This is a genomic window from Enterobacter cloacae complex sp. I1M (assembly GCF_014982425.1).
Classification (GTDB): Bacteria; Pseudomonadota; Gammaproteobacteria; order Enterobacterales; family Enterobacteriaceae; genus Enterobacter; species Enterobacter intestinihominis.
The window spans coordinates 23572-48400 of the sequence record NZ_JADCLG010000017.1; the positions used below are offsets into that span (position 1 = coordinate 23572).

Annotated in this window: 27 protein-coding genes; 11 read left to right on the top strand and 16 right to left on the bottom strand. The window is 50.8% G+C overall.

The annotated features are described in order from the left end of the window. Positions 1–21: 21 nt before the first annotated feature. The 11 genes from INF86_RS10570 to INF86_RS10620 form a co-directional block, all read right to left on the bottom strand. Complete coding sequence (locus INF86_RS10570; RefSeq protein ID WP_095453890.1) at positions 22–603, bottom strand: type 4 pilus major pilin; 582 nt, start codon at positions 601–603, stop codon at positions 22–24. Positions 604–698: 95 nt separating this feature from the next. Continuing rightward, positions 699–1850, bottom strand: a complete 1152-nt coding sequence (locus INF86_RS10575) for a type II secretion system F family protein (protein WP_227414770.1) — start codon at positions 1848–1850, stop codon at positions 699–701. Then, positions 1840–3360, bottom strand: a complete 1521-nt coding sequence (locus INF86_RS10580; RefSeq protein ID WP_193543502.1) for a GspE/PulE family protein — start codon at positions 3358–3360, stop codon at positions 1840–1842. The genes INF86_RS10575 and INF86_RS10580 overlap by 11 nt, the downstream gene beginning before the upstream one ends. Positions 3361–3364: 4 nt before the next feature. Then, positions 3365–3874: a type IV pilus biogenesis protein PilP gene (gene pilP / locus INF86_RS10585; protein ID WP_095453888.1), complete on the bottom strand. Its 510-nt coding sequence runs from the start codon at positions 3872–3874 to the stop codon at positions 3365–3367. After that, on the bottom strand, positions 3861–5138 hold the full coding sequence (pilO2, locus tag INF86_RS10590; RefSeq protein WP_095453887.1) for a type 4b pilus protein PilO2: 1278 nt from the start codon (positions 5136–5138) through the stop codon (positions 3861–3863). Before pilO2 ends, pilP begins: the two co-directional genes overlap by 14 nt. A gap of 3 nt (positions 5139–5141) precedes the next feature. Beyond that, positions 5142–6755, bottom strand: a complete 1614-nt coding sequence (locus tag INF86_RS10595; protein ID WP_227414771.1) for a PilN family type IVB pilus formation outer membrane protein — start codon at positions 6753–6755, stop codon at positions 5142–5144. Between the two features lie 50 nt (positions 6756–6805). Further along, the gene (gene pilM, locus INF86_RS10600; protein WP_095453886.1) at positions 6806–7234 is read right to left on the bottom strand and encodes a type IV pilus biogenesis protein PilM; all 429 of its coding nucleotides are present in this window, start codon (positions 7232–7234) and stop codon (positions 6806–6808) included. A 9-nt stretch (positions 7235–7243) separates the two neighbouring features. Then, positions 7244–8293: a TcpQ domain-containing protein gene (locus INF86_RS10605; RefSeq protein WP_193543503.1), complete on the bottom strand. Its 1050-nt coding sequence runs from the start codon at positions 8291–8293 to the stop codon at positions 7244–7246. Further along, positions 8290–8532, bottom strand: coding sequence for a hypothetical protein (locus INF86_RS10610; protein WP_096989110.1), 243 nt, complete (start codon positions 8530–8532; stop codon positions 8290–8292). Before INF86_RS10610 ends, INF86_RS10605 begins: the two co-directional genes overlap by 4 nt. 112 nt (positions 8533–8644) lie before the next feature. Next, positions 8645–8857 carry a TraR/DksA family transcriptional regulator gene (locus INF86_RS10615; protein ID WP_096989111.1) on the bottom strand — a complete coding sequence of 71 codons (213 nt, stop codon included), beginning with the start codon at positions 8855–8857 and terminating at the stop codon, positions 8645–8647. Then, a complete protein-coding gene (locus tag INF86_RS10620; protein WP_096989112.1) occupies positions 8844–9398 on the bottom strand; it encodes a transcription termination/antitermination NusG family protein in 555 nt (184 codons plus the stop codon). Before INF86_RS10620 ends, INF86_RS10615 begins: the two co-directional genes overlap by 14 nt. Positions 9399–10184: 786 nt before the next feature. Between INF86_RS10620 and repA the strand changes: the two genes are divergently transcribed. From repA to INF86_RS10635, 3 genes are all read left to right on the top strand, one after another. Next, a complete protein-coding gene (gene repA, locus INF86_RS10625; protein ID WP_095453882.1) occupies positions 10185–11048 on the top strand; it encodes an incFII family plasmid replication initiator RepA in 864 nt (287 codons plus the stop codon). Positions 11049–12645: 1597 nt separating this feature from the next. Then, positions 12646–13146 (top strand): ProQ/FINO family protein, encoded by a 501-nt coding sequence (locus INF86_RS10630; RefSeq protein ID WP_095453880.1) that lies wholly within the window; start codon positions 12646–12648, stop codon positions 13144–13146. A gap of 254 nt (positions 13147–13400) precedes the next feature. Next, positions 13401–14204, top strand: coding sequence for a DUF4225 domain-containing protein (locus INF86_RS10635; RefSeq protein ID WP_193543504.1), 804 nt, complete (start codon positions 13401–13403; stop codon positions 14202–14204). Here the strand turns inward: INF86_RS10635 and INF86_RS10640 are convergent. Then, positions 14179–14508: a hypothetical protein gene (locus INF86_RS10640; RefSeq protein WP_047361365.1), complete on the bottom strand. Its 330-nt coding sequence runs from the start codon at positions 14506–14508 to the stop codon at positions 14179–14181. The two genes, INF86_RS10635 and INF86_RS10640, sit on opposite strands and share 26 nt — an antisense overlap. Before the next feature lie 154 nt (positions 14509–14662). Between INF86_RS10640 and INF86_RS10645 the strand changes: the two genes are divergently transcribed. Then, positions 14663–15334 (top strand): SOS response-associated peptidase family protein, encoded by a 672-nt coding sequence (locus INF86_RS10645; RefSeq protein WP_193543505.1) that lies wholly within the window; start codon positions 14663–14665, stop codon positions 15332–15334. On the opposite strand, the gene INF86_RS10650 is transcribed toward INF86_RS10645, so the two are convergent. Beyond that, positions 15301–15714 carry a thermonuclease family protein gene (locus INF86_RS10650; RefSeq protein WP_227414772.1) on the bottom strand — a complete coding sequence of 138 codons (414 nt, stop codon included), beginning with the start codon at positions 15712–15714 and terminating at the stop codon, positions 15301–15303. The genes INF86_RS10645 and INF86_RS10650 overlap by 34 nt on opposite strands. Positions 15715–16531: 817 nt before the next feature. Here INF86_RS10650 and INF86_RS10655 point away from each other — a divergent pair. From INF86_RS10655 to INF86_RS10665, 3 genes are all read left to right on the top strand, one after another. Continuing rightward, complete coding sequence (locus INF86_RS10655) at positions 16532–18010, top strand: SulP family inorganic anion transporter (protein ID WP_193543506.1); 1479 nt, start codon at positions 16532–16534, stop codon at positions 18008–18010. A 17-nt stretch (positions 18011–18027) separates the two neighbouring features. Next, positions 18028–18855, top strand: coding sequence for a universal stress protein (locus INF86_RS10660; RefSeq protein WP_047343529.1), 828 nt, complete (start codon positions 18028–18030; stop codon positions 18853–18855). 94 nt (positions 18856–18949) lie between these two features. After that, complete coding sequence (locus INF86_RS10665; protein ID WP_227414773.1) at positions 18950–19138, top strand: hypothetical protein; 189 nt, start codon at positions 18950–18952, stop codon at positions 19136–19138. Positions 19139–19341: 203 nt separating this feature from the next. Here INF86_RS10665 and INF86_RS10670 read toward each other — a convergent pair whose 3' ends face one another. The 3 genes from INF86_RS10670 to INF86_RS10680 all read right to left on the bottom strand — a co-directional run bounded on the left by INF86_RS10670 (position 19342) and on the right by INF86_RS10680 (position 21324). After that, positions 19342–19572, bottom strand: coding sequence for a thioredoxin family protein (locus INF86_RS10670; protein ID WP_193543507.1), 231 nt, complete (start codon positions 19570–19572; stop codon positions 19342–19344). 13 nt (positions 19573–19585) lie between these two features. Further along, positions 19586–20587, bottom strand: coding sequence for a permease (locus tag INF86_RS10675; RefSeq protein ID WP_047343522.1), 1002 nt, complete (start codon positions 20585–20587; stop codon positions 19586–19588). Between the two features lie 194 nt (positions 20588–20781). Then, a complete protein-coding gene (locus INF86_RS10680) occupies positions 20782–21324 on the bottom strand; it encodes a sigma-70 family RNA polymerase sigma factor (RefSeq protein ID WP_023292082.1) in 543 nt (180 codons plus the stop codon). A 411-nt stretch (positions 21325–21735) separates the two neighbouring features. Between INF86_RS10680 and INF86_RS10685 the strand changes: the two genes are divergently transcribed. From INF86_RS10685 to arsA, 4 genes are read left to right on the top strand one after another with little or no spacing between them, the layout of a single operon-like run. Beyond that, positions 21736–22089 carry a metalloregulator ArsR/SmtB family transcription factor gene (locus INF86_RS10685; RefSeq protein WP_023292083.1) on the top strand — a complete coding sequence of 118 codons (354 nt, stop codon included), beginning with the start codon at positions 21736–21738 and terminating at the stop codon, positions 22087–22089. Between the two features lie 57 nt (positions 22090–22146). Beyond that, positions 22147–22626 carry an arsenate reductase ArsC gene (locus INF86_RS10690; RefSeq protein WP_047343521.1) on the top strand — a complete coding sequence of 160 codons (480 nt, stop codon included), beginning with the start codon at positions 22147–22149 and terminating at the stop codon, positions 22624–22626. Between the two features lie 22 nt (positions 22627–22648). Next, the gene (gene arsD, locus INF86_RS10695; RefSeq protein WP_023292085.1) at positions 22649–23014 is read left to right on the top strand and encodes an arsenite efflux transporter metallochaperone ArsD; all 366 of its coding nucleotides are present in this window, start codon (positions 22649–22651) and stop codon (positions 23012–23014) included. Between the two features lie 22 nt (positions 23015–23036). After that, a complete protein-coding gene (arsA, locus tag INF86_RS10700; RefSeq protein ID WP_227414774.1) occupies positions 23037–24803 on the top strand; it encodes an arsenical pump-driving ATPase in 1767 nt (588 codons plus the stop codon). Positions 24804–24829: the final 26 nt, after the last annotated feature.

A 24829-nucleotide genomic window follows, 5' to 3' on the forward strand; every position in this document is an offset into this window, starting at 1 on the left:
GGCCTGCCCGGATTAGGTTGATTAGGTCATGCTGGTAAATTTCAGGATATTGGTGCCTGTGGAACCGTTATCTTTCGTACACTGACTTCCTGCAGTTGCGGAGCTGACGGTTCCTACCGTTTTGCTGCCGTTAATTGACGTTTCACCGTACGAAGAGGACATTTGAGAGGCCATAACAGTGCAGGCTGCCAAAGGTACTTTGTTGTACGTCAAAGTGAACCCTGTTTTGCCTCCGGTGGATGCGGTAGGCTCGATGGTTACCCCGCCCCCCCAGACGTTAATCAGCGTTGCAGTTCCGCTTGAGGCATCACCGACGACCGACATAGCTTTCGGAGCGCCATCAAATTTGATTAACAATCCGGTCATATCTGCGGCACCGTTGAAATTATAAATCCCACCGGTTTTAAGCAACGAACGGGTATTAACGGTAATTTGCTGGGCATTGCCCATTTCGGTAGATGTTTCGTTTTTACTGAAAAGGCCACTGGAATTAAGAAAGATAGTTATGGCTGCGATTGCGAGTACAGCCAGGATAATTACCATCTCAATACCCAGAACACCACGATGTACCTGTGTGGCAGGCGATGTGCATTGTTTACTCATTGATATTTCCTTGTGTAACAGACAGGTCTAGCGACCAGCGATGAACCGGGCGCTCCAGAGGGGCTCCCGAGGGATGTAAAACTCAGTAAAGTAATTTATCTGCCTATATGATCTGCAAGGTCATTTAGCTGCTGTATTACTGCCAGCAACATACCCATATAAGCGCCAATTAGACCGAAGCATGCGAGGGATACACGAATAACTCTGCGCTTCATTGATTTAATAGTGGTTTTGAGCATGTACATTGCGTATCGCTCAATCAGTATCTGACTGTTATCACTATTTTGCCCTGCAGTCAGAAGCACTAATTTGTTAATAGTTTCACGCGACGGGAAATTATATCCGGAATTTCGCATGGCCAGCCCCAGATGATCACCGGCATTCACTCTTCGCCGTATAGCGTTAAGCCTCTCCAGCATGTAGGGTGACGCATGGGTTGCAAGTTTATTTAGGGCATCAAGTGTTTTTACGTTTGCCCCCAGCAGTGCAGCGACATTCAGTAAAAATACGACGCCCTGGAAGTCCCGATACAGTGACCAGGGAATCAGATAGTCCAGAATGCGTCGCGGCCGTCCTCCTACGTTTGGCAGAGACCACACTGTCCAGCCACAGAACAACAGGAAGAAAAGTCCCAGCCAGATCCCCTGTTTGGCTACAACGTCAGCGCTTAACCCGAGCCACCACATTGCGCCGCTCCAGTCTTCCCTAGGAAACATACGGGTCATCGGTGGCATAAAATAATCATGGATCATCTTCAGCAGGCCGATGACGACTGCCAGCTGAAAGAAGGGATACGCCAGAACACTGAAGACACTCGACTTCATTTCGGCTATTCCACGCACAACCGTAGAGGCTCGCTCCAGTGCCTGCGGAAGATTACCGTCCTGCAAACCTGAACTGATTATTGCGCATTCCCCCCGCGGAACCCATTCGGACAATGCCTGATCGAGGGGAAGACCGTTATTAAGGCTTTCGAGAATATCTTCAAGCCAGACCGCAGCGCGTGCAGCTGAGGGGCCACCACTCAATGCAGTTGATAACATATTTTCCAGCGCCACATTCAGACGCTGATTATTACTCAGGAGGAAGGCCAGTTCTTCGTAGAGTTTCAGGCGGTCGGCGGTCGAAAACGTTTTGCTGTAAATCCAGCGGTTGCAGGCTTTACGCCGCGCATTCAAATTACTAATCACCGGGCTTGAAGACAGGTCTGATAAACCGGCCATAAAGGAGTTCAGCCTAGCTTTCATTCTGTGCTCCTTCTGTCAGTAATCGCCGATCTTCATCAAGAGGGCAAATACGCTGCGCTGCCCTTGGGTCTACCAGCCCCTGATTAACCAATTTCAGGACATGGGCATTACGGGTTATGCCACCCATTTTCTTTATCCAGTATTCGCGCGCTGCCAGTTTTCCTCGTTCGCGGAAATTGAGCATAAATTGCGCATCCGGATGTATCACTTCGGCCACGACCTGACGGCCGATAATCCCTTCTTCACAGCAATTGCATCCCGTCTGATTCCTGAAGCGAGTGGTACCGGTATCGCAGGTTTCAGAAATCAGTTGTTGCTGAATATCGCTCAGATCGTTCACCACATCATTCCAGCTCAGCCTGCAATGTTCGCAGAGAACGGGTACCAGCCGCTGGCTGACAAGCCCAATGAACAGTTGCGGGTCAGTTAATAATTCAGGTCTGATATCAAGCGTCATCAGGCGTTCAAGAATGTTGAAAGGATCATTCGCGTGTGTCGTTGACATGACGAGGTGACCTGTCATTGCGTTTGTGACACATGCCTGCGCAGAGAAAGGGTCCCTCATTTCACCCACCAGGATCGCATCTGGATCAATACGAAGGGTATTCGCAAGATACAGGCGCCATGCGCGCAGTACGTCGTCCGGGTTATTTTTGTTGGCAACAATAGGACACTGAATGGCTCCCTTAATACGCCCTTCCGGGGGATCTTCATACGTCACAAGATTCAGAGCGTAATCATGGAAATTCAGATACATGTTGGCCATCGTTCGCAGGGTCGCGCTTTTCCCTGAACCTGTGGGACCGCTTAGTATGACCATTCCTTCTGGAGTGACTAACATCTTCTCGAGCAATTTCTGTTGTTCCGGTAGAAACCCCAGTTTGCTGAGTGTTGGAGGATTTTCACTGTCATCAGGTATTAAGCGCATCACGGCATGAATGCCGTGAACCGTCGGTGTGTGTGAATAGCGAGCTCCAAATAAATTGAGTCCTTCAAGATACTTGGACTCAATTCGTCCGTCCTGAGGACGGCGGCTGTTGAACTGAGACTCCGTCACATCGCACATGGAAAGGATAATTGTCGAGGCAAGAGTGATCCCGTCCTCTTCTGGGATCGTATCAACACGAATAAGGCTGCCGTGTATTCGCAAACTAATAAATGCCAGGCCTTCCTCGCCAATAGCAATATGAATATCAGATGCCTTGCGCTGTACCGCAAGTCTGAATAATTCCACAACCTTTTTCTGCGGTCCAGTAAGCTGCAGATCAGTGACAATCTTGTCACCTTTGTTCAGGGCGTGTATTTCATCAAGCGGGAGGAACTTGATAAAAGCGTCCGGCTTTTTGTCAGTGATAGTTCTTACAAAAGCCTGAATCTGTACATCGTAACGATCGTTTTCAGAAATAAACAGGGATGGTTGCTCTGCTTCTTTATAATGAATGCGATGCGCTATTTTTGAAGGAATTAGAATTTCGTCATGCTGAGCAACCGGAAGAGTAATATCTGTCATGGTTTTACTCCGTAAAAGATGGAGAAACTAATTTCCCATCATCTGTTTTTAACTGAACACCCTGGGAACTTATCTTTGCAACTGTATAAGCAGAACCTGGAAGCCGTTGACCACTCCTTGCCTCAACCACAGTCCCATCCGGCATAAGCATTCTGCAGGTTAGCTGACCTCCACTGCCGGCAATTTCCAGGATTCGTGGAATACTTTCAGAACGATCAATCCTGGCCTGCTCTCTTGCCTTCTCTGCTGAGGCTGTCGCACTCAATTCGGGAACTGGTGCATCAAGCCCATTCCCGTTAGTTTTCCAGTTGAGTATTGCTTTCGCGCGATTTGCTCGAGCCTCATAAAGCACTGTCTCAGCCTGTATTCTTTCAAGTTCACTAATAGTCAGATTCTGAACTGGCGTAGCTGAAGGCGCTGAGATTATTTTCCCGGTATCGTCTTCCGCTGCGCTTGCGCAAAACCCAATGCTCTGAATAATCAGAGCGGTAAGCAAATATTTAGCGAGTCGCATAGAGTGTTCCTTCCAGGGTATAATGCAGCCTGGCGTTGCTTAAAGTCATTGTAATTGTATTTAAACGAATGCCTGATTTATTTATGTCTGAACCAAACAGATTTTCAGGTGGGATGTCTGTGTCGAGCTGAAATGAATAAGTACGCCAGGGTAAATCGACAATGTTTCCATCCACAATTACATTGCTTTTATTGTCCTCCCTCAGTACCAGTTTTGCCTGTATTTGCTGTGCATAATTTGTTAAACGCTGAGTGATTTCATCACCATCTCCAATTTTTTCTTGAGAAGTTGCGCCAATAGCCGCGACTAGCGGTTTTTTAACCCCACCGGTATCGGCTTCTCCGGGTATATTAAAAAATGGCTTCAGATCGGGATAAAAATACGCCAGGCGTTGACGGAATGGTGCCAGTGTGCCGCCTTCGGGTTTTCCCCACGCTAACCTGACGAATAAACCATTTTCATCTTTGCCGCACATCGCAGCCTTAAATGGCCATCCTGCCATACTCAACTGAACGTTCCAGCCCTCACTGCAGGTCTGTATAAAAGCCTTTGCATCAGGTAGGTTTTCCCAGGGCTTTGGGGGATCTTTCTTCACAATGCGCTGAGCGTTCTCTATAGCGATGCGCTTTAACTCCAGGTCTTTCAGCTCCTGGTTATGTTGCCAGGTTGAGTATCCGTACCATCCTGCGATGGCCAGCAACAGAGTGAGTGACCAGACAGCCATTGGCCGCCGTGTGGATATCTGTTTTAGGCGAAAGGCGCGTTCGCGAGTGAGGGATGCCAGTAACTGATGTATATCTCCTTTCGGCGCGCTCAGGCCAGGCATAAACCCTACGGGGCAAAATGCGACGGTGGTTGCTTCAGCGCCGGTATAACTAAGATAACGTTCGACTGCCTTTCTGATTTCTTCGAGGTCGCCAGTAATATCAGACAGGAGGGACAGAGAACCGCCGGTCGTGGCCACAAAATAATAGCCACCATCGTCGAGCTCAAAGACCGCCCACGCATTGTCACCTAATAACGGGAGTAAGCCTGGTGCCAGGGCATATGCATTGCCTGCTTGCCGTGGCGTTAGCCCCGTGAGGCTGAGGTTGGCCGTTCCAATAAGGACACCAGAAGGCTGAACAAATGAAATGAAGTGATCTGCATCTTCTTTTCGTGCCTGTCGGCGGTGATCCAGTTTCCTGGCCACTTCAGCCACTTTCCAGAGCAGTCCAGCGACCCAGACGTTACGGCCAGAATGGATGATTGTATTGTGCTGCATTGTTTACCCCAGCAGAGTCGGCGTAATGACGATCACGAGAATGGTGTCTCCTTTCTCAGCGTTATAGCCGCCGCCAAGTCCAAAGAAGCCTGGAGAACCCACACCCTGCTTATTTGATGCGTTGTTAGCCTGCAGATAACCACTGAGCAGTAATGCCTGACCGGATTTCAGAATGACGTTCTGAGCGAAATTGTGCATTTTCGTCTTTGGCAGCTTTAACGTTACGTCACCGACTTTTTCTGGCTGCATTTCCGGATCGTCGCTCATCGATATGGAATACTGCAGTTCCATACGGTCAGATGCCGGCATGATGTACGGCAGCATGGTCATGTTAAAGCCGGTGGAGATGGTTGCTTTCTCTACAGAAGTGCTGGAGCCCACGTTCGCGGTATTTTCGGTACTGACACGACTGATGTAGTCCTGCTGAGTAATGACCTGTACACGAACAGGGTTAAGGTTCGTTGTCGCACTGGTATTTTGTGTGACAACCGAGACATTGGCCTGCTGAGAAAGGGCATGAATAAAGGCATTTGAGTTAGCAAACTTGCCGTCCAGAATGGATAACCCGCCGGTCATCGCTGTGTTAGCCACACCGGACATCGTATTACCCAGTGACAGGCCCACGCTTCCGGAGCGGAAAACAGCATCCCAGTCGATACCCAGCTGATCCTGCCTTTTCTTGGTTACCGACCACACTTTCACGCTCAGTACAACCTGACGGGTGAGTTCAGTATTACGGCCTTCAATATAACGCTGTACTGCATTAAGAACCCGCGGAGTGTCAGTTACGGTTAGCATTCCACCGGCGATGGACATTCTTCCTGTTTCCGGCGTCAGCATCGACTTAACGGTCGCTTCAAGCTCCTTATAGCGGTTTGTGTTCATATCAGTCGTGGTTGTCTGAGATGTATTACCTTCCCCAGAAGACCCCTCCCCGGAGGATGAGGTCGTACCGTAGACTGATTTGGAGGAGAACGAGTTCTGTGAATCCTGGAACGTGATAGGAAACGAGCGGGTGTCCAGGTAGAAAATCGCGATTCGACCCTGTTCGTAGCGCCAGGAAAGCCCCAAACGGGTGGTAACGTGATCCAGCAGCCCGGATAGTGCGCCCTGCCAGTGAACCCCCTTCAGAACATCCGTACCGGTTACAGCCCTGGGCAGTGTTGTTGCCCCCATCTGATTAAGCGGAATCATTCCCGTTGCATCAGGTGCAGGTACTGGCGCCGGTATTGGTCCTGATATCTTTTCCGTCGCGCCTCCGGACATTGCAGCCGAACGAGCATCCGGAGTAATGACTACCGGAACCCGGCATGTGCGGGTGATAAACGCGCTGACATCAGCAAGGCTGATCTCGCCCGGACGCATGAGCGTGACAGAGCATCCAGGGAGTAACTCCTGCCCGCCTTTTGAATTAAGTGGGACTGGGTTTATCCATTGCGTTGAGATCTCGCTTACCGGCTGTGTTCCCGGAGGAACGGCCATTTTGCGGCTGGCCGTATCGAAATCGGCAGCTGCGGTATTTTGCGTTTCGTCGATTCGCTGAAGGCTGGAGCAACCTGCCAGCAGCCCGAGGGCGGCAACTGCGATTGCCACCCGGGTCATGGAGTGTTGTTTCATGAGAATTTCTCGTCGTGTCGGAAGCCAGGAGAACCTGGAGGTAAAGGGCTTTAGTTGAGGTAAACGATATAGCCGTCTGGAATTTGTGATGGTACAGCGACCTGCATATCGAGACCGCTTAGGTCAACCAGCCGGCGGGATTTCACTGTTCCGATGAAAGCCGACTGAGACGAGGCTGTGGCCAGTGCGCGAAGAAGCCCGTGCTGTCCTGGCTGATAGACCCATAAACGACCACTTTGAATGATATTTTTTACACCAGAGGGAACGAATCCCAGCTGCGCGTCCGGAACCGAGCCATCGCTGATGGGGTGTTTGTAAAGGTAGTCAACAAGGGAGTTCAGGTACCGCATGGTATCTGTGGCTTGCTGGTTAACGGTACCCTGTGTGTAGGTTTCCGCAGAAGAAGTGTTATCACGCTGTAGGGAGCCAGAAGCAAGCAGGAGTATCGATGTGAATAACGCCAATATCAGGTAGCCCATGTGGCCTCCTTAATGCACAGTTTTATCATCCACAACCGGCTTATCATCAACTTTAAGTACGCACTGGGCAGAATTAGTGCCGGCATAAAGAGGCACTGAGGCTTTTAAATAAAGCGTGAATACCTGATTAAGCGCGTCTCGCCATGTACCGTTAAACTGCAGCGGGGCATCGATACGATAGTTTGTGGTCGTTACCCATGCGACGGTCCATTTTTTGTCTGGGTTAGAATCACAGGTGGTTTCTGCCGCCCAGGTAAAGATGGCGTCTTTAAGGGTGGTCCCGGTCTCTGCACGCCAGATTTTTTTGGTCGGTTGAGGTGGTGGTAATGACGCCTTTTGGATACTGCCTTTCTGTGTGGCCATAAGCGAAGGCTTGGATTTATCTGGAGCGGCAGGTTTGGTCGGCATAGTCGGCATAGCCGGCTTGGTCAGTAATTTAGGTTGTGCCCACGGATTTGATTTTACAGTTTTAGTTCCCTGCTGAGTGTCAGCCAGATCAATCAGGACCTGACGCGAAGCCCACTGAATCGTCACCTGGAGTTTATTTTCGCGTGCCAGCTTACTCAACGTATGCGGCCACTGATCGCCTGCGGTCCAGCTAACCAGAGTTTTGAAGCCCGATTTTAAACGGGTCGATTTCACCGTTGTCCAGCCTGACGGGATGATTACTCCCAGAGCATTATCAAGAGATTGTTTGTTCCCTGCTTTTGACACCAGGCCCGGAAGGGGGTCGGCCTCCCCGGTGAAACTGACGTTGGGGATGTTGGCTGGTTGAGGGTTAGCAGTAACCGGTTTAGGTAGCAGGCTTTTTGGCGTCGGCAGGCTTTTAACTGAAGGCGTAAGCTGTGCTTTCTGTACCGTAACTGGCTGACTCGTCTTTAAGGGGTGGAAATTAAGGCCGCTTGCAAGCGCAAGGCTCTTCTGTTCGACCTGAATTTTTACCAGTTGAGCATCCAGCAACTGGTCAACAAGACTCAATGCATCGGGTTGGGTGCTGACGTGGGTGGTTTGACACGCAGTCAGACAAAATGGGATTAAACAGGAAATATGTTTATTCATGGCTTTGTCCCTGTTACACGCCGGCCAGGCGCGGATTTGGGTTTGTCAAAGTTGACCAGGATCTGTTTAGTAAGATCATCGCGATTTACAGCACCCGTTACGCACATATCAATTAGCGCATTAAGAACATCACTGACGGTAATAGGCTGCCGTTCTTTATATCCAAGATCGACAGCAACGCCATTTAATTTATCTTTGCGTTCTGGAGTAACGCGGTGCATTAGATATTTATTTTTCATGATGGGCCTAAAGATGAGCCTTCAAAAGAAGGTCTGTTTAGAAAAAAAAGGGGCGTTGAAATAAAAGAGGCCAGCATAAGCTGGCCAAGAGTAGCAAGGGTACTAAAGGGAATTAGTGAAAGTGTTTTTGTAGTTTTTCAGATGCGGCCTGGCAATAGACGCAAAGTTGAGTTCCGGGAACCAGTTCCCGTCGGGTTTCTGGTATTTCAGCGTCACATCGCTGGCAATGAGTAGCAGATGGTATAACCGGTTTAACGCGACGAGATTCAATTTTAAGATTCAATAAAAACTCTTCTTCATCCTGAAGATGATCAATTATATCCATTAACGGTCCTCCTTTGCTCAGCCAGGCTTTCAGCAAATGCCACGAACATAGCTGTACGTAAAGGTTCCTCGTCGATTTCCACAATCTCTCTGATTTTGCTATAGAGGCTGTTTTGGACCTTCTGAGGATTGTTCATTCGTCGTCTGGTTTTTTTGGGTGGCCTTTTAGGGCGTGTTTTTGCCGGTGAAGACGTAAAGCGATATCTGTCGAGTTCATCGGTACAAAATGGAAGGTCCATCAGACTTTCAATAACATGAGGCGGTAAGCTTTTAATTTCATTTCCATAGCGTACAAATTTACTAACGCCGGGACATTCCGTTTCGATTTTGGCCGGGTGAATTACCTCCGGGTCGAATGCAACAAATATGTATCCATTGAATAGCGGCTCAACGCTCATTCTGAAACTGTTGCAGTCCTTGCGTTCCCGGTAGGTTCGTAACATTGGGCAAAAGAAATTGATGTTTTTTCTGTCGAGGCTTAATTGCGCCTTGTACAAATTTCCCTTGCCCGGTTGGTAGCAAAGCAGATACCACGCTTCCATGATAAGTGTCTCGCATTAGAGGTATGGATAATTTTGCAAGCTCCGCCATTTCTTGACCGTGGGAGAAGTGGTCAAGAAAGTAAGGCGTTCACAGTGAACATTACTGTACTGATATTTATACCTGCAGTTTAATTAGAAGAGGCGTGCTCACTCTTCCCCGAAGGAACAAAGTTCAGTAAGGCCTGACTGGTTGGTTGCCGTATTGGCTCAGTCATATTGTGTTGCTTTATAACCTCAATATTTAACGCTGTAAACATCCTGTAAAACAGTGTAATAACACTGCCCTGTGGATAACATGCAGAGCAATCAGAATAAATGATCGTTGTTTTTGCTCACTTCGATCATATCTCCTGCGTTAGATCCAATGGGCAGAATAAAAGATCGTGATGGTGTTTGTTTTTTGATCAGGTGACGTTTACAAAAAAAGTGATTAAGTGAGTGTTTTTTGAACGTATAAGGGAGCGATTAGGATTAATACGCATTGACAGCATGAGGTGGACAGTAAGCGTTGTGCTAAAAATTGGTGTGAAGGAGATCACATCGCGTTGACAGGAAAACGAGATCTTAGAAGATCTTAGGATTTGCAACTTAGAAAAGATGGGGTAATATCTGCGGCAGAAGAGGTGAACGAAGCCTCTGAAAGTGAAAACCCTCTGTTCTACTGGTGCTTTGACCGGCCGCCGTAGAACGAGAGGGTATCGATAGGTATAACCTAGGAAGAATTATATCTTATGTATTGCCCATTTCAACTCATTTTAACCGCGCCAGTCATAAGTGCAGGGTGCGGTGGCTAACTCTCCAGCTCTGGTCTCGCAATATCTGCAGGTCCGGAACCCTAATCCAGAATTTACGCCCCGTGAAGGCAAAAAAACTTTGCCTTTCTGCCGCAAGCTGATGGAAAAATCTGCAGGCTTCACGTCCAGATTCGATTTTTCCATGCACGTCGCATTTATGCGCTCATTAGGCCTTCGTCGCAGAATGCCGCCATTGCTTCGCCGACGGGCTATTGATGCCTTACTCCAGGCCCTATGTTTCCACTATGATCCGCTGGCCAACCGTGTACAGAGGTCAATTACAAACCTTGCTATCGAGTGCGGTCTGGCCACTGAATCTAAAAACGGTAATCTCTCCATCACCAGGGCTACCCGGGCGCTGCGCTTCATGGCAGAACTGGGGCTTATCACGTATCAGACTGAATATGATCCGCAGATCGGTTGCAATATTCCAACGGATATCACGTTCACCCCGGCGCTGTTCTCTGCTCTTGATGTCTCCGACGTTGCTGTTGCAGCTGCGCGGCGCAGTCGCGTTGAATGGGAAAATAAGCAGCGTGAAAAACAGAATGAGCCGCGCCTGGAAATGGATGAGTTAATAGCAAGAGCCTGGCGTTATGTACGCGAACGTTTCCGCAGTTACCAGTCGGAACGTAAGCTACACGGCCTGAAACGTGCGCGTGCTCGCAAGGACGTTACCCGCACCCGCCGTGATATTGAATCGATCGTGAAGCAACAGCTGACGCGTGAAATCGCCGAGGGACGGTTCACCGGTAATCATGAAGCAGTGCGCAGAGAAGTATCGCGACGTGTCAAAGAGCGAATGCTAATGTCCCGCGGTAATAATTACACCCGGCTGGCCACCGGCACCACTTAAGCCTTACCTGTATATAATCCGGCTGGCGCCGGAGGATTACTCACGTCAGTCAAAAACCATCGTACATTTAATGTACATTCCGATATGCAAGGCGCCGGAACCAGGCCATTCCTTATCATCAAAACCGACAAATTTTGCACCCAGGATGACGTCACAGCACGGCAAAATGAATTGTCCCCACATAACTGCAAGGGACCGTTCTGTTAAGTTAAACTCGATATGGTTATAAAGCGCTAAACGTTACTGTTTTAAAGTGCGTGGATCCTTTTAAACCCCTGCTCTGTACTCTCTGTTAAAGACATATAAATACTTCATATAAAAACATAACCTGTTCGTCGTCTGCCCTGTGGTCAGACTCAAGAATGACTTCACTTGCAGCGACCTACGGTCGCGCCGCTCAGATTTCAAAGCTACCTCCCACCGCAAGCGGCGGGCCCCGGACTACCCAGTTACAACATACTATTTGTATTTTTGAACTGCGTGGGTGCAAATCTGTAATTTCCGAGCCGGGACCCACCACTGAAAAGCGAGGCCGCCCCGGGCCGAAGGCCCGGAACAACGTCGCTTTTAATAATGGATGTTGTAACTAGTCATCAGCGCCGCTGGAGGTTATATATCGCGAGAGGTAAAAAAGTAGTGCGCTCGTAAGCGCCTAACGGCGCTAACGCGGAGATACAGCCCGTCAGCGGGTAAACCCTTGACGTGCTCACTCCGACCGCTTACAGCAGCTTCTGCGTAGCTTTTAGCGGGTATGGCTTTGCAGGGTGAAGGGACAGATTGGCGGAATCTATCAAAACAGTAGCCGGCTGCGCCGGGTATCGGCGCCTCTGACTGTTGTTTATTATGAAACTCTTCCTGGCGCCTTACATGCGCTAACGCGCATCATAGAGTCCGCTCCCCTTCTTGAAGATTTCGTACTTCCTCCATGAGGCAGGTAATAAACAGGTAACTGTCGATTGCCAGCTTGCGTGCGCATTCTATATTCTGAATCAACCTGAAGGTCACCAGCTGGCGACACTTTGAGAGTTCCAGGGTAGGAGGGGTCGGCCCGCGCCAGTCATGCTGGTTTATCAGTTTTTTCAGCTGCTTTTCTGCGTATGCGGTTATGCATGGCCCGAACAGTGGGTGGCAAACGACTTCATGATTTTTATGTTCAAGATGTTCCCAAGAACATACGACATCAAATCTTCTGTAACTTACTGAACGCCATATGGTAATGCTGGGCACATTATTGCTGCGACAATAGAAGTTATAATCATCAATGTCTTCTTTGAGCAACGTGGTCACTTCCAGATAGTACCGAGTTTCGTGATTCAGGAGCGTCATTTTCCGGTTCTTATGTTGGCTGATGCACAGAATTTTTGCCGCCGTTTCCGGCACTGCGCAAAAGAATATTCCTAATATTGTAAACCCTCGAGCAACCTTTTAAGTAGCTGATATTGCTAATAAAATGTGAGCATATTTTTGCTTGATTTTCAGCCCAGGGCATAGTTAACCCTTTGAAAATAGACTATAATTTGAGTAGTTGTTGTCTTTTAACCGGTACTTAATCCTTCTGTACTTGCCCGTGCAGAATTATCCCAGCAGAGGTAAAGCCATGGCCGATACCACCATCATCATTAAAAAACGTCGGCGCATTATTATTGAGCCGAAAGAGCTTAAGGTTAAAGCTCCGGCCGAACCTGTTGAGGTAGGAAAAGTGGACGTTCAAAAACTACATTGTCCCCCAGGAATGCGCGAGGATATTCCGGCAAAATTGCGCGGCAGCGCAAGGCGGAATTACAAGAAAAATACCAGGACCCAGGAAAGGCTCAGCCAATTCTGGCCATTGTTGTTTTCTGAGTACAAGCCGCTGGCCCTCAAGATATCCGAAGCAATGGTGAACGATGCCAGAGAACGTGATTTGCCCATCTCAGAGGTGCAGATTAAGCAATATCTGGTCAGATATACCCAGAGTGCGCGCTATGTCATGTCGGTTGTGGAAGGAACTCACCGTTTCAACCTTAACGGTGAGCCGGTGGATCTTATCAGCGATGAGCACAGGGAGCGCGCCAGGGAAAAGATACTAAAGCTGAGAAAAGCAATGAACTCGAAGTAACATTTCGCTCTAGTTTATGGCCGCTTAGCTCGAGTTTCTTCCCCTGCCCTGACGTATTTCATTAAGTTTAAATCTGTGCTGAAACATGGATATGCCGAATGAACAGCTGATGAATGGCTGGTAACTAACCGTAGCGGTCTAGTTTACAGTGAGGTTCTCGGGTGGATTGATTTCGGTAACGCCAGAGGGGAAGACATATTACTCTTCTGGTCGATAAATGTTATTTCGTCCTGATGACAGATAAGGAATGTGTAATGGATATCGCGCTTTTTCCCGGGCAGAGCCGGCGTCAGTGGGCTGATACAATGATCAATCTGGAAGCCCGTAAGCTTGTGAATACCGCAAATACCGTCGCGGCCATGCACCTCAGTGATTCACTGACCCGTCTGAAATTCGTGGATGAAATAAGACAGGTTGTCATGCAACAGTTTGACGCGGCGAGAAGAGCAAGGAGCGATGAAGAATGCATTGCCTGCCTGAAGAACCTCAGGGCTGAGAATGAGTTCCTGCTTGAACAGTCGCGCATGCTGAAAACCGGTTATGCCCGAATCTACGCTGAAATTCAGTATGTAACAGAGCAGAATAAAATTATCGGATACTTCATATCCGGGATTAAGGTCGTTCTCGCCGGCGTTCAGGCTGTGTTTGGCGGTGTGATGATCGCAACGATGACGCCTGCTGGTATGCTTGCCGGTGCCGTTCTGGTCGGTGATGCCCTTAATACGGTATCACGGGAGGCTGCCCGTCAGTTCCTGAATGAACCTGCTTCAGAGGGGATCCTTGCGGACGGTGCCATGTCCGTAGCGGAGTTTATGGGCTTCAGCCGCGATGTAGGCCTGGGGATCTTTAATGCAACCACGCTTGCAGCCAGCGTTTATGGTGTGTTTGGTCTGACCGGGAAAGCTGAGGCCTGGCGTCTTTTCCGTTATCTTCCCGGAGACTATTACCGCAAGGTGGAAACCATGTCTCCGGGCAAACTGACGATGAAGGTTCTGGGATGGGGGGTCAGTGCAAAGGTGGTACTGGAACTCCTTACCCGTGATGACCGGAATCGCTGATATGTGATCTCATCAGCTTCCATGATTTATAGCCAAGTCTGACCGGCATCACCAGAAGCAGCACAATCAGCAGAAAGACGACGGCAACCACACAGGAGATAAGATGGCTGGCGCTGCCAAAGAACGCGGTGAGCAGGGTTATGATGGCCATCCCGCCGGTGATCCAGGCTACCGACAGGAAATAACCGGCCAGATCCTTCAGAACCTTTTCCTGCGAGTCCCCCGTCGCCTGGTGACGTTTGATTCGCTCGATATCCTTACTGGTGAATCCTGCCGCGATAAGTTCCTGGTTTTTCACTGTCATTCACGTCTCCTTTAACCTGATAAAAAGAATACACTATTTAGACGTCCCGTACCTTCCTGCTTTTGCCCCCTGTCCGGATCGTTGTGCCGTTGCCGTTAAACAATCCATGCTTCCCATTTTTCCTATACTTACCCTTTAACGGCAGGAAACGCTTATGTGTGGACGTTTTTCTCAGTCACAGACCCGCGCTAAATACCTGGCTTATCTGGCCGGTGAGGTTGATGCCGGGTTTTCAGCAGTACCGGAGCCTATCGGACGCTACAACGTGGCGCCGGGGACCCGGGTGCTGTTGATCAGTGAAAGCAATGACCAGCTGCAGCTCGATCCTGTTCTGTGGGGATATTCCCCGCCGTGGTGGCACAAAGCGCCACTGATTAATGCCCGTGCTGAAACAGCAGCTGAGGGACGTATGTTTCGTCCGCTGTGGGAACGCGGCCGCGCCGTTGTGTTTGCTGACGGGTGGTACGAGTGGGAGCGCCAGGGGAACACAAAACAGCCGTATTTTATTTACCGCAGGGACGGTCAGCCCGTGTTCATGGCTGCCATTGGTGCGCGGCCGTTTGGGCTGAGGGATGAAGGGGAAGGGTTTGTTATTGTCACGGCAGCTGCGAACAAAGGGCTTCTCGATATCCACGATCGTCGTCCTCTGGTGCTGACGCCGGATGCCGCCCGGGACTGGCTGCGCGAGAGTCTCAGTGGTGACGAGGCGGGCAGGACAGCCAAACAGGGGGCGGTGCCTGCTGAGGCATTCACCTGGCATCCGGTTTCCCCGGCGGTCGGCAACGTGCGGAATCAGGGAGCGTCTCTGACAGAACCTCTCTCCTGATGCTGGCTCCGCCAGCGCCAGGGTTCTGTCTGACCCGGAACTGACCTGAGCCCGATACCCTGCCGGCGGGCTTCGGCTTCCAGCTGAGCGTAGTCAGTCCGGGCTGGTTTTTCGTGGTACCGGTATACCCAGGCCAGCCCTTTGCGGATCTGCGCGGCATTCACATCCATCGCGCCAAGCCACACGGTGCCCAGCCGCCGCCCGTAGCGATCCGTTTCTTCACCCGTGATGGTTACGTTACGCTGCGCCACCATTGATGTGAGTTCCTGCCTGGACCGCTGGCCAAAGGGCTGGTTCTTTTCCGGCGCATCGATGCCGGCAAGACGAACGCGCGTCAGGCGGTTCCCCGTTTCGCTTCCAGATATGTGGAAGGTCGTCAAAATTGGTCAAAAACCAGGTTAGACCACGGTATGCGACAACGATTGTCCAGATGAAGTGGCCGATGCCGATTAGGGTAAAGATTACAGCAAATACTGCAACTAAAAATGTAGACATAATGTTCTCCTTAATGTCTTGGTTGATGTGCAGGTATTTACTGTTCGCGGGGCGGCCTTTAAGGCCGGTTAGTGAAAAAATAACCGAAAAAAATTCCCTTTCGCCAATTATTGCCATTACAAGCAAGCTCTGTCGTAAATTTTGCCTCTCACGCAATAATCTATTCACCGCAACAATCCGTCGCTTTTTGTGCCATTCATACAATAATCCCTCTTCTCTCTTTATGAGATCCGAAAACTCATTAAACTGGATCTCTCAAAACGAATCGGTTGAGGCCGTAAAGAAATATTGGATACGTGTACGGGGGGAAACTGATACACAGGGTCAACTGGATACTTAGAATTCCTTTATGCCCGGAAGGCTTAATCTGACTGCATAAAGTTGTTTGAACAACCCGTATGGGGCGCTGTGCATTGATTGTGCTGTATTTTCGTTTATAGTAATAAGACTCTGTACCATGCAGAGTATGTGGTCAGCACTAAATATCACGCTGGCTTATTCTGTTCACTAAGGGCTGAGTGCCTGATTTCGAGGATTTACCTGCTGACCATGCGCATTACGCCACCCTGAGTTTTTCCTTCCTCCGCCGTACTGAGCGAGCCTCAGCACGCACGCAATAACATCCCGTCTGCGGATGTGTTTTATCGTATTTAAAACTTATGTCCTCCGGGGCTAACTACATCTGAAAACTGAGAAATTACTATGTTGCTGTCCTCGACGCGTAAGGACTGGCTGGGTAACGTCCGTGGTGACGTGCTGGCTGGTATCGTTGTCGCGCTCGCACTCATTCCAGAAGCGATCGCCTTTTCCATCATTGCCGGTGTTGACCCTCAGGTGGGGCTTTACTCCGCCTTCTGTATCCCGCTGGTTATGGCCTTCTTTGGTGGTCGCCCGGCGATGATATCTTCCTCAACGGGGGCAATGGCGCTCCTGATGGTGACCCTGGTGAAGGATCATGGACTGCAGTACTTACTGGCTGCCTCCGTGCTTACCGGCATATTCCAGCTGATAGCTGGCTATCTTAAGCTCGGCGGCCTCATGCGCTTCGTCTCACGCTCCGTGGTCACCGGCTTCGTTAATGCACTCGCGATCCTGATTTTCATGGCGCAGTTACCTGAGCTCACCAATGTGACCTGGCATGTTTATGCCATGACGGCAGGGGGGCTCGCCATTATTTACCTCTTCCCGTATCTGAATAAAACAATCCCTTCCCCCCTTGTCTGTATCGTGGTACTGACGGCTATTGCCATGTGGCTGCATCTGGATGTGCGTACTGTCGGGGATATGGGGAAACTGCCTGACAGCCTTCCGGTCTTCCTGGTGCCGGACATCCCGCTGAATCTTGATACACTCCTGATTATTCTCCCGTACTCCGCTGGGCTCGCCGTTGTAGGACTCCTGGAATCAATGATGACGGCCACGATCGTGGACGATATGACAGATACCCCCAGTGATAAAAACAGGGAATGCAAGGCACAGGGCATCGCCAATATCTGCACCTCCTTTATCGGGGGGATGGCGGGCTGTGCAATGATTGGTCAGTCCGTTATCAACGTCAAGTCCGGCGGCCGGGGCCGTCTGTCCACCCTCACTGCCGGGGTGGTCCTGCTGTGTATGGTGGTCTTCCTCAGGGACCTGGTCTCGCAAATCCCTATGGCCGCGCTGGTCGCCGTGATGATCATGGTTTCAATTGGTACCTTTTCATGGCGTTCAGTTGTGGATCTTAAAAGCCATCCTGTTTCAACCAGCGTGGTGATGCTGGCAACGGTGGTGGTGGTGGTGGCCACTCATAATCTGGCATTCGGGGTACTCACCGGTGTGCTGATCGCCTCCCTGAATTTCGCCACTAAAGTGGCGCGTTTTCTGGCTGTCTCTTCAGAACTCAGGGAAGAAACCCGGATCTATAAGGTCACCGGGCAGGTGTTCTTTGCCTCTGCCGACCGCTTTATGGCGTATTTTGATTTTCGCGAGGCCGTAGAGAAAGTGGTCATTGATGTGACGCATGCTCATTTCTGGGACATCACGTCAGTCAGCGCTCTGGATAAGGTGGTTATTAAATTCCGCAGAGAAGGAACAGACGTTGAGATCCGAGGGATGAACGAAGCAACCCGTACAATCGTTGATCGCTTTGGTGTTCACGATAAACCCGAAGAAGTCGAAAAACTGATGGGAGGTCATTAATGTCAGAAATTAATGATATGGAAAACACCGTTATTGCCTGCGTGGATGGTTCGTCATCAACACGCTCCGTGTGTGAGTATGCGGCCTGGGTTGCAGGGAAGCTTGACGCGCCTCTTGCCCTGCTGCATGTGCTTGAAAAAAATGAACAACCGGCAGTTTCTGACCTGACGGGGGCTATCGGTATTGACAGCCGGGAGCAACTGACGCAGGAACTTGTCCGGATAGAGGGGGAGCGTAACCGTCTGCTGATGACGCAGGGACGCGCCATTCTTGCCGGATGCGCAGAACTGCTCAGTCAGACTGGTATCCCGGATGTTCAGCAGCTTCAGAAGCATGGCGCACTGGATATCATCCTGGCTGACCTGAAGGGTATTCGTCTGATGGTGCTCGGCCGCCGGGGAGCACAGCACCCGGTTGGCAGCAATCTGGAGAGCATCATCCGCCTGCAGAAAAAGCCGGTAATGATTGTACCTGAAGCTTTTTCTGTCCCTTCCAGAGCCATGTTTGCGTTTGATGGCAGTGAGGAAAGCCGGAGAAACCTGCGTCGACTGACGCTAAGCCCTCTGCTGCAGGGCATGGAGTGTCATATCGTGATGGTTAACGGGGATGCTCATACCCTCGAAGAGGCGAAGCGTAGTCTGCAGAGCGCTGGCATCAGCGCGATATCCCGGTTAGCGGAAGGACGTTCGGTCACGGAGGCACTCTGCGAGTATGCCTCGGACAACGATATGGATCTGATTGTGATGGGGGCATATGGCCATTCTTCCCTGAGACGCTTTTTCATCGGCAGTAACACCACTGCGATGCTCGAACAAACGCGTGTTCCCCTGTTAATGCTCAGATAACTCAGTTCCCGGAGAAAACTCCGGGAACGCCTGGTGCCTGACTGGCACTCCCCCTGAATCTGCAAGAGAAGGCGGAAAGATGCATAACCCCCTTATGATTGATGAAATTCTGGCACTTGCCCGGCTTGCCACCCTGGCATTTGAGAAGCCCTTAAAATATATGGATGACACAGATGCTGAAGTCATTGCCCGTTTTAAAAAAACGATGACCCCTGAGCTTATTGAGCAGATGTGCATCCGGATCCTTGAGCTTGAAGCGAAACGTCAGAGCGCGAACGAATAAATTTTTCAGCCGTCTCATAAGGAGTGAACAAAGGCGGCATAAAGCCTGTCCGTATCCGGAGAGTAAAACACTGTCCTTAACCGGCCCTGAAAAGTGAAGAATCAGCGTCTGTATGTTACCTGCGCTGGGGAGCGCCCGGAGGTGAAGTCATCATCTCCGGGCCAGACCTTTACGCCTCTCACGGCTCCCCTCTGCAGGGTAGATCAGAGCCAGCTTTCGATCAGATCTCTTGACGGTATTCCTCCGGCATGTACAACGATGTCATCTATGACGACTGCCGGTGTCGACATCACTTTGTATTTCATTATTTCAGGTAATGAATCCACTTTTTCAAGCTGAACAGCGACGCCACGCTCATCAGCGACCTGCCGGATAAGCCGGAGGGTTGTTTTGCAACCGGAACACCCTGTACCCAGGATTTTTACATGCTTCATTTTATCATCCTCTTCAGGAAACCAGTGGGAATACCACGTTAAAAACCCAGCCAACCAGTGTGAATGCGGTCAGCAACATCAGCAGCAGGATACAAAGTAATTGCCACTTCATTACTTGTTTAAGCAGAACGAACTCAGGGAAGCTGACGGCCACAGTGCTCATGCAAAAAGCCAGTGCTGTACCCACTGGCAGGCCGTTGGTTATCAGGCTTTCCATTACGGGGATGACACCGGTCGCATTGGAATAGAGTGGAATGCCAGCCAGTACGGCGACAGGAACGGTCCACCACTGACCGGCACCAAGATGCAACGCGATCCATCCGTCCGGCACAAATCCATGGAGCGCCGCACCAATCCCGACCCCGAGAATGACCCAGAACCAGACTCGTTTAAAAATGGTGAGCGTTTCATCTTTAGCAAAGGCATGTCGCCTTGAGAGAGACATGTGCTGTGTCCCGGCGGAGAGGCGGATCCCATCAGTTGGATGTTGCTGCCCGTCCCTGAGGGCGTCAGCAGCAAAGTCGGCTAACCATCGTTCTCCCTTAATATGATCAAGAAAAGCCCCGCCAGCTATACCAACAGCCATTCCGACAACAATATAAACAAGTGTGAACTTCCATCCGAGCAGGCTGACCAGAAGCAGGACGGCGACTTCATTGATCAGCGGGGAAGTGATAAGAAAGGCCATGGTGATCCCGAGCGGTATACCCGCTGATGTAAATCCCAGAAATACAGGGATACTCGAGCAGGAGCAGAACGGGGTAATGGCACCAAAGCAGGAGCCCAGAAAATATCCTGCCCCCCGGTGCTTACCCGCGAGATAATCTCTGACCCTACCGACGTCCAGCGAGGCCCGCAATATAGCCACGAAGTAGATTAAGACCAGCAACAGAACGAAAATCTTGCTCACGTCTTCGACAAAAAAATGGAGAGCGTCCCCGAGTTTGGTTGACGGAATGAGATTAAGCCTTTCATAGACCAGCCAGGTGGCAAAATCACTGAAAATCTGGAACATAACGGACAGGCCTCACGATGGTTGTTTCCACGGAAGACGCTGTTTGACAGAAAAGGATGCTGATTTTTACGATTTCGCGGGAAAGATTTACCTGAGCAGCGGCTCGCCTCATTCTCTGTTCTGATAACGTCATCACCACAGCAATCAACGGATGAAATGCCGCAGAAACAGGTTCCCTGCATGTCCTGAGGTCTTCACCGGGGAGTAAAACAACATACCCGACCGGACTCGTCCAGTCTGACCTGGCATTCAGTGGAGAGTTTCTGATGCAATCTTGCTCTGGCCCGTAATAATCGCGATTTGGTTGCAGCAAGCGTGAGACCCTTTCGGTCAGCAAAATCAGCCTGTTTCATCCCTTCCAGATCGCAGAGTATAAGGATATTCCGATCCGCTTCTGTCATTTTATTGAGTATCCGGGGCAGACATTCGGCGAGTGAGTCGACTGTTTCTGTGACGTTATCCGGTATACATATACCCTCATGGAGCGGCTGGTATGCGCGCCGCCGGCGGTTTTTATCAATGACAAGATGGCGGGCAACTTCAAACAGCCAGGCTCTGGTATTCACGATGGCACAGAATTTCCGCTGTTGCCGTACTGCCCTGAGAAAGATCTCCTGTATCAGATCATCGGTATCAGCCTGATTACGCGTTTGTCTGAGTAACCAGCAATAAAGTTCGTGTTCGTGCAGCTTCCATGCCTTCATCAGGCAAGGCAGTGAGTCTGTCTGTTGCACCATTAAAGCGTTCCCCTGATATCTCCGTAATTGCTGTCGGGTCGCCGACGGGCCTCACGGCAGAGTGAGGTGGACCCGGGGCCCTGACGATGTGACAGGCTGACAGCATCCGGCCAGACCTTTCATTTTCGCCGCATCTGTCCTGTTGCGGGGCGTGTGGCCTTCCGCTCTGTCTCTTCCGGCAGAGGATCATGCACAATACCATCCATTTCTGCGCATACGATCCCGGATAACGCGTCAAAAACGCGTTCCGGGATCAGCCTGAATAACCAGCCTGTGACGTTTTCGATACGCATGGTAACCTCCACTGCTCTGTCTCATGATTATAGTCTTTCATATTCATAAAATCGAATATGTTATTGACATCAATCCCATGAAGTCTAAGATGAAACCGAACGACACCACGGAGTATTTATGCCCCCGATTACCGCGCTTCAGCTTTTCAAGAATCTCTCGGACGAAACTCGCCTGAAAATTGTTCTGTTACTCAGGGCATCAGGAGAACTCTGTGTTTGTGAGCTCTGCGGAACGCTTGAGGAATCTCAGCCCAAAATATCCCGCCATCTCTCCATGCTGCGGGAAAGTGGACTGCTTGTTGACCGCCGGGAGGGGAAATGGATCCACTACCGGCTTTCTGCGCATATGCCAGCCTGGGCGGCAGCCGTCATTGAGCAGGCTTATTTAAGCCAGAAGGAGGACATTTCGCTTCTGGCCGGGCGGATAGCCCGTAACAGCGCGACAACCGGTGGCAGAGCGGTTTGTCTTTAACACATTCTAAAAATTTACCCATACATATATGTTTTTACGAATTTATATGGTGATGTTATGAACATTCTTTTTCTGTGTACCGGTAATTCCTGCCGATCCATCCTGGCCGAAGCGACATTTAACGCGCTTTCACCAGCAGCACATCATGCCTACAGCGCTGGCAGCCAGCCAAAAGGAGAAATCCATCCCCGCTCTCTTGCCCTGCTCAGGAAGAAAGGGATACCTGCGGAGGGGTATTACAGCAAATCGTGGGACAACGTCCCGGTAACCCCGGATGTGGTGATCACGGTGTGCGGGAATGCGGCGGGTGAAGCCTGTCCTGCGTATCTCGCTCCGGCGGTCAGGGCACACTGGGGAGTCGAGGACCCCGATAAGGCGACCGGAAGTGAAGAAGAGATAGATGCTGCGTTCGAACAGGCCTGGCATATTCTTCGTCGCCGGATTGAAGCCTTTCTGTTGCTTGCGCCATCGGTCCTGTCCGGTCCTGAAGAGCGTCTTCAGGCTGAGCTGAACCGGATCGGTGAAACCATTTTTTAACTGAAACCTGAGGGAATAGAGAATGAAAACACTGTCAGTGTACGACCCGGCACTTTGCTGCAGTTCTGGCGTGTGTGGGACGGAAGTGGACCAGGCTTTAGTGTCATTTTCCGCAGACGTCACATGGCTGAAACAGCAGGGTGTGCCGGTGGAACGCTTTAACCTGTCGCAGCAGCCTCTGGCATTTGCCGAGAATCCGTCAGTCAAAGCCTTTCTTGAGCGCTCCGGGGCTGAAAGCCTGCCGTTAATTCTGCTGGATGGTGAATTTGTCCTGTCCGGTCGCTACCCGACACGGCAGGATCTGGCTCGCTGGTTTGAGATTAATCAGGAGAAAACAGGCGTGGCACCGGAGAAAAGCTGCTGTGGTGGCAAAACGTCATGTTGCTGAACCAGCCGGACAGGAGATTATGATGAATTATCTCAACGCGATCCCGAAATTTCTCTTTTTTACAGGGAAAGGGGGGGTCGGGAAAACCTCGCTTTCCTGCGCAACGGCTATTCACCTTGCTGATGACGGTAAACGCATTCTGCTGGTCAGTACCGACCCCGCGTCCAATGTAGGCCAGGTTTTCGGGCAGCAGATTGGTAATACCCTGACGTCCATCACGGCTGTCCCCGGACTCACCGCACTGGAAATCGATCCGCAGGCGGCAGCGCAACAGTATCGTGCCCGTATTGTTGATCCGGTTAAGGGAGTCTTGCCTGACGAGGTGGTCCGCAGCATTGAAGAACAGTTATCCGGTGCCTGCACAACAGAAATTGCCGCTTTTGATGAGTTTACCGGTCTGCTGACCGATGACGTGTTACTGAATGATTTTGACCATGTGATTTTTGATACTGCCCCTACAGGACACACCATTCGCCTGCTACAGCTGCCGGGTGCCTGGAGCAGTTTTATCGAGACAAATCCTGATGGTGCATCCTGCCTTGGTCCGCTGGCCGGGCTGGAAAAACAACGGGAGCGCTACGCGCATGCCCTGTCGGTACTGGCAGACGGGGAAAAGACGCGGTTAATCCTGGTGGCCCGCGCGCAACAGTCAACGCTGGCTGAGGTTGCCCGCACGCATGATGAACTGTTGCATGTCGGTCTGAAGCACCAGTACCTGGTCATAAACGGGCTCATGCCTGCCGGAGAAGCCTCACAGGACAGTCTGGCCAGCGCACTGTATCAGCGTGAACAACGTATTCTTTCCCGCATGCCGCAGGTGCTGGCATCGCTTCCGACGGACAGGTTAAGTCTTCAGCAGGAAAATCTGGTTGGCGTGACGGCGCTTCGCCGCCTGCTGACGGGAAAAAATAAGCCATGCTCACTGCCTGCAGTGAAATCCGTGTCAGAGCCTCTCTCTGTACCGTCCCTGGAAATGCTGATTGAGGATATTGCCCGTGACGGACATGGTCTGGTGATGTTGATGGGAAAGGGGGGCGTGGGTAAAACAACGCTAGCCGCCGCGGTAGCCGTAGCCCTCGCAGACAAAGGATTTGATGTCCATCTCACCACATCGGATCCCGCTGCGCACCTTGAAAGCACGCTTAACGGACAATTGCCTCATCTCCAGGTCAGCCGTATCGATCCGCATACCGAGACAGCCCGCTACCGGGAACATGTTCTTGCCACCAAAGGAAAGGATCTGGACCCACAGGGACGGGCGCTGCTGGAGGAAGATTTACGCTCCCCCTGCACGGAGGAAATCGCCGTATTCCAGGCATTTTCCCGGGTGATCCGGGAAGCCGGGAAGCGTTTTGTGGTCATGGATACCGCCCCTACCGGCCACACCCTGTTACTGCTGGATGCCACGGGAGCCTACCATCGGGAAGTGGTTAAACGAATGGGTGAAAAAGGGCATTATCTGACGCCAATGATGCAGTTACAGGATCCTGAGCGAACAAAAATATTGCTCGTAACGCTGCCTGAAACCACCCCTGTTCTCGAGGCTGCCGGCTTACAGGAGGATTTACGCAGGGCCGGTATTGAACCCTGGGCATGGCTCATCAATAACAGCCTGGTTGCGACAGAAACAACATCCCCCCTGTTGCTCACGAGAGCCGCACACGAAGCTGCTCAGATCGATAAGGTCAGGACGGAGCTGGCATCACGCATGGCGCTGATCCCTCTCCAGCAGGAAGAGCCAACAGGTACTGAACAGCTCAAACGTCTTACCCGTCAGGCTGGAAAATAATAAATACGGGCAGGAAGGGTCCTGCC